Consider the following 5,069-nt stretch of genomic DNA (forward strand, 5'->3'; position numbering starts at 1 on the left):
TTCTACGGCACGTTTGAAGGCGCGCTGAAAGGTCTGGTCATACATGTGATGGCGACGCACGACACCGCTCCGTGGATCGGTCGAATGCGTGTGCTGCGCAAAAACCCAGAACCACGGCCAGGAATGCCCGGCGCGCGGATACTTCCGCTCAAGGGCGTCGGGAAGCGCAACGCCGCTGCGGCCCTCGGCCTGGTCCTTCAGCCACCATGCCCGTGCACGCGACAGCTGCTCGCGCAGGCTGGGTGCCAAGCTCTCGGGTAACATCAAGGCCCGATCCTTGGAGCCCTTGCCCTCCCGCACGATGATCGTGCCGTGATCGAAATCCAGATCCTTGACCCGCAGTTGCAAACCCTCACTGATCCGCATGCCCGTTCCATACAGAAGCTGGGCGAACAAACGATGCTCGCCTTCCAGAAAACCGAGGATGCGAACCACTTCATCCGGGGTCAGCACCACCGGCAAGCGCCGCGACGGCCGAGGTCTTCCGATCTCCTGAAGCCAGGGCAGATCCGTGCACAGCACCTTGCCGTAGAAGAACAGCAAGGCCGCCAATGCCTGACGATGCGTGGAGACCGAAACCTTGCGCTCGTTCGCCAGCCAGGACAGAAATGCCTCGACTTCGCTGCTGCCCAAGGTTGCCGGGTGACGCACACCGTGGAAACGGATGAAGGCACGAACCCAGTGGACATAAGCCTGTTCGGTTCGTAAACTGTAATGCAAGTAGCGTATGCGCTCACGCAACTGGTCCAGAACCTTGACCGAACGCAGCGGTGGTAACGGCGCAGTGGCGGTTTTCATGGCTTGTTATGACTGTTTTTTTGTACAGTCTATGCCTCGGGCATCCAAGCAGCAAGCGCGTTACGCCGTGGGTCGATGTTTGATGTTATGGAGCAGCAACGATGTTACGCAGCAGGGCAGTCGCCCTAAAACAAAGTTAGACATCATGAGGGTAGCGGTGACCATCGAAATTTCGAACCAACTATCAGAGGTGCTAAGCGTCATTGAGCGCCATCTGGAATCAACGTTGCTGGCCGTGCATTTGTACGGCTCCGCAGTGGATGGCGGCCTGAAGCCATACAGCGATATTGATTTGTTGGTTACTGTGGCCGTAAAGCTTGATGAAACGACGCGGCGAGCATTGCTCAATGACCTTATGGAGGCTTCGGCTTTCCCTGGCGAGAGCGAGACGCTCCGCGCTATAGAAGTCACCCTTGTCGTGCATGACGACATCATCCCGTGGCGTTATCCGGCTAAGCGCGAGCTGCAATTTGGAGAATGGCAGCGCAATGACATTCTTGCGGGTATCTTCGAGCCAGCCATGATCGACATTGATCTAGCTATCCTGCTTACAAAAGCAAGAGAACATAGCGTTGCCTTGGTAGGTCCGGCAGCGGAGGAATTCTTTGACCCGGTTCCTGAACAGGATCTATTCGAGGCGCTGAGGGAAACCTTGAAGCTATGGAACTCGCAGCCCGACTGGGCCGGCGATGAGCGAAATGTAGTGCTTACGTTGTCCCGCATTTGGTACAGCGCAATAACCGGCAAAATCGCGCCGAAGGATGTCGCTGCCGACTGGGCAATAAAACGCCTACCTGCCCAGTATCAGCCCGTCTTACTTGAAGCTAAGCAAGCTTATCTGGGACAAAAAGAAGATCACTTGGCCTCACGCGCAGATCACTTGGAAGAATTTATTCGCTTTGTGAAAGGCGAGATCATCAAGTCAGTTGGTAAATGATGTCTAACAATTCGTTCAAGCCGACCGCGCTACGCGCGGCGGCTTAACTCCGGCGTTAGATGCACTAAGCACATAATTGCTCACAGCCAAACTATCAGGTCAAGTCTGCTTTTATTATTTTTAAGCGTGCATAATAAGCCCTACACAAATTGGGAGATATATCATGAAAGGCTGGCTTTTTCTTGTTATCGCAATAGTTGGCGAAGTAATCGCAACATCCGCATTAAAATCTAGCGAGGGCTTTACTAAGCTTGCCCCTTCCGCCGTTGTCATAATCGGTTATGGCATCGCATTTTATTTTCTTTCTCTGGTTCTGAAATCCATCCCTGTCGGTGTTGCTTATGCAGTCTGGTCGGGACTCGGCGTCGTCATAATTACAGCCATTGCCTGGTTGCTTCATGGGCAAAAGCTTGATGCGTGGGGCTTTGTAGGTATGGGGCTCATAATTGCTGCCTTTTTGCTCGCCCGATCCCCATCGTGGAAGTCGCTGCGGAGGCCGACGCCATGGTGACGGTGTTCGGCATTCTGAATCTCACCGAGGACTCCTTCTTCGATGAGAGCCGGCGGCTAGACCCCGCCGGCGCTGTCACCGCGGCGATCGAAATGCTGCGAGTCGGATCAGACGTCGTGGATGTCGGACCGGCCGCCAGCCATCCGGACGCGAGGCCTGTATCGCCGGCCGATGAGATCAGACGTATTGCGCCGCTCTTAGACGCCCTGTCCGATCAGATGCACCGTGTTTCAATCGACAGCTTCCAACCGGAAACCCAGCGCTATGCGCTCAAGCGCGGCGTGGGCTACCTGAACGATATCCAAGGATTTCCTGACCCTGCGCTCTATCCCGATATTGCTGAGGCGGACTGCAGGCTGGTGGTTATGCACTCAGCGCAGCGGGATGGCATCGCCACCCGCACCGGTCACCTTCGACCCGAAGACGCGCTCGACGAGATTGTGCGGTTCTTCGAGGCGCGGGTTTCCGCCTTGCGACGGAGCGGGGTCGCTGCCGACCGGCTCATCCTCGATCCGGGGATGGGATTTTTCTTGAGCCCCGCACCGGAAACATCGCTGCACGTGCTGTCGAACCTTCAAAAGCTGAAGTCGGCGTTGGGGCTTCCGCTATTGGTCTCGGTGTCGCGGAAATCCTTCTTGGGCGCCACCGTTGGCCTTCCTGTAAAGGATCTGGGTCCAGCGAGCCTTGCGGCGGAACTTCACGCGATCGGCAATGGCGCTGACTACGTCCGCACCCACGCGCCTGGAGATCTGCGAAGCGCAATCACCTTCTCGGAAACCCTCGCGAAATTTCGCAGTCGCGACGCCAGAGACCGAGGGTTAGATCATGCCTAGCATTCACCTTCCGGCCGCCCGCTAGCGGACCCTGGTCAGGTTCCGCGAAGGTGGGCGCAGACATGCTGGGCTCGTCAGGATCAAACTGCACTATGAGGCGGCGGTTCATACCGCGCCAGGGGAGCGAATGGACAGCGAGGAGCCTCCGAACGTTCGGGTCGCCTGCTCGGGTGATATCGACGAGGTTGTGCGGCTGATGCACGACGCTGCGGCGTGGATGTCCGCCAAGGGAACGCCCGCCTGGGACGTCGCGCGGATCGACCGGACATTCGCGGAGACCTTCGTCCTGAGATCCGAGCTCCTAGTCGCGAGTTGCAGCGACGGCATCGTCGGCTGTTGCACCTTGTCGGCCGAGGATCCCGAGTTCTGGCCCGACGCCCTCAAGGGGGAGGCCGCATATCTGCACAAGCTCGCGGTGCGACGGACACATGCGGGCCGGGGTGTCAGCTCCGCGCTGATCGAGGCTTGCCGCCATGCCGCGCGAACGCAGGGGTGCGCCAAGCTGCGGCTCGACTGCCACCCGAACCTGCGTGGCCTATACGAGCGGCTCGGATTCACCCACGTCGACACTTTCAATCCCGGCTGGGATCCAACCTTCATCGCAGAACGCCTAGAACTCGAAATCTAACGTCCGTTCGGGCATCGAGGTCCATGTCGGGGTGGGACGGGCCCGTGGCTTCAAGATCACTTGCAGTCCGACCGCGATGTCTTGGTTGCGCGAGAGGTTGTCGATATCCTCCACTTCCATCATCAACCCTGGATAATGCCGCCGCCGTCATCGCCGCCGACGCCCGTGCCGGGCTTTTCGGGCCTGTCAGGCTTGCTCGGCCTTCAGCCTGCCTGGGCGAGATCTCCGGCGGACGGATTAACGGCGGAGCTTCGCCGCCTTTCGTGCGTGTGAAGGCCGAAGATAGTTCTCTCAAAAACATCCGTTTATGAGAGATACCAAATGTCATTTTCAGAAGACGACTGCACCAGTTGATTGGGCGTAATGGCTGTTGTGCAGCCAGCTCCTGACAGTTCAATATCAGAAGTGATCTGCACCAATCTCGACTATGCTCAATACTCGTGTGGGCTCTGTTGCAAAAATCGTGAAGCTTGAGCATGCTTGGCGGAGATTGGACGGACGGAACGATGACGGATTTCAAGTGGCGCCATTTCCAGGGTGATGTGATCCTGTGGGCGGTGCGCTGGTATTGTCGCTATCCGATCAGCTATCGCGACCTTGAGGAAATGCTGGCGGAACGCGGCATTTCGGTCGACCATACGACGATCTATCGCTGGGTCCAGTGCTACGCCCCGGAGATGGAGAAGCGGCTGCGCTGGTTCTGGCGGCGTGGCTTTGATCCGAGCTGGCGCCTGGATGAAACCTACGTCAAGGTGCGGGGCAAGTGGACCTACCTGTACCGGGCAGTCGACAAGCGGGGCGACACGATCGATTTCTACCTGTCGCCGACCCGCAGCGCCAAGGCAGCGAAGCGGTTCCTGGGCAAGGCCCTGCGAGGCCTGAAGCACTGGGAAAAGCCTGCCACGCTCAATACCGACAAAGCGCCGAGCTATGGTGCAGCGATCACCGAATTGAAGCGCGAAGGAAAGCTGGACCGGGAGACGGCCCACCGGCAGGTGAAGTATCTCAATAACGTGATCGAGGCCGATCACGGAAAGCTCAAGATACTGATCAAGCCGGTGCGCGGTTTCAAATCGATCCCCACGGCCTATGCCACGATCAAGGGATTCGAAGTCATGCGAGCCCTGCGCAAAGGACAGGCTCGCCCCTGGTGCCTGCAGCCCGGCATCAGGGGCGAGGTGCGCCTTGTGGAGAGAGCTTTTGGCATTGGGCCCTCGGCGCTGACGGAGGCCATGGGCATGCTCAACCACCATTTCGCAGCAGCCGCCTGATCGGCGCAGAGCGACAGCCTACCTCTGACTGCCGCCAATCTTTGCAACAGAGCCTCCGTCGCCATGCTCACCTCGCTTTGGTGCACACGAG

Annotated in this window: 6 protein-coding genes; 5 read left to right on the forward strand and 1 reads right to left on the reverse strand. The window is 58.2% G+C overall.

The window, feature by feature from the left end; genetic code table 11:
* A partial coding sequence (gene intI1, locus GM655_RS22385; RefSeq protein ID WP_017901294.1) for a class 1 integron integrase IntI1 occupies positions 1-798 on the reverse strand: 798 nt, incomplete at its 3' end.
* Between the two features lie 145 nt (positions 799-943).
* Here intI1 and GM655_RS22390 point away from each other — a divergent pair.
* The 5 genes from GM655_RS22390 (at position 944) to GM655_RS22415 (ending at position 4,978) form a co-directional block, all read left to right on the forward strand.
* The gene (locus GM655_RS22390; protein ID WP_001261740.1) at positions 944-1,735 is read left to right on the forward strand and encodes an ANT(3'')-Ia family aminoglycoside nucleotidyltransferase AadA2; all 792 of its coding nucleotides are present in this window, start codon (positions 944-946) and stop codon (positions 1,733-1,735) included.
* A gap of 163 nt (positions 1,736-1,898) precedes the next feature.
* Entirely contained in the window at positions 1,899-2,246 is a 348-nt protein-coding gene (locus GM655_RS22395) for a quaternary ammonium compound efflux SMR transporter QacE delta 1 (protein ID WP_000679427.1), read from the forward strand.
* Positions 2,240-3,079 carry a sulfonamide-resistant dihydropteroate synthase Sul1 gene (gene sul1 / locus GM655_RS22400; protein WP_000259031.1) on the forward strand — a complete coding sequence of 280 codons (840 nt, stop codon included), beginning with the start codon at positions 2,240-2,242 and terminating at the stop codon, positions 3,077-3,079. The genes GM655_RS22395 and sul1 overlap by 7 nt, the downstream gene beginning before the upstream one ends.
* Before the next feature lie 127 nt (positions 3,080-3,206).
* Complete coding sequence (locus GM655_RS22405) at positions 3,207-3,707, forward strand: GNAT family N-acetyltransferase (protein WP_000376623.1); 501 nt, start codon at positions 3,207-3,209, stop codon at positions 3,705-3,707.
* 506 nt (positions 3,708-4,213) lie between these two features.
* Positions 4,214-4,978: an IS6-like element IS6100 family transposase gene (locus GM655_RS22415; RefSeq protein ID WP_001389365.1), complete on the forward strand. Its 765-nt coding sequence runs from the start codon at positions 4,214-4,216 to the stop codon at positions 4,976-4,978.
* Positions 4,979-5,069 lie beyond the last annotated feature (91 nt).

The sequence above is a fragment of the Pseudoduganella danionis genome (genome assembly GCF_009720775.1).
Classification (GTDB): Bacteria; Pseudomonadota; Gammaproteobacteria; order Burkholderiales; family Burkholderiaceae_D; genus Rugamonas; species Rugamonas danionis.

Coding starts and splice junctions, on each gene's coding strand:
- GM655_RS22395 (WP_000679427.1), top strand. CDS start 1,899: ATGAAAGGCTGGCTTTTTCTTGTTATCGCAATAGTTGGCGAAGTAATC.
- GM655_RS22390 (WP_001261740.1), top strand. CDS start 944: ATGAGGGTAGCGGTGACCATCGAAATTTCGAACCAACTATCAGAGGTG.
- GM655_RS22415 (WP_001389365.1), top strand. CDS start 4,214: ATGACGGATTTCAAGTGGCGCCATTTCCAGGGTGATGTGATCCTGTGG.
- GM655_RS22405 (WP_000376623.1), top strand. CDS start 3,207: ATGGACAGCGAGGAGCCTCCGAACGTTCGGGTCGCCTGCTCGGGTGAT.
- sul1 (WP_000259031.1), top strand. CDS start 2,240: ATGGTGACGGTGTTCGGCATTCTGAATCTCACCGAGGACTCCTTCTTC.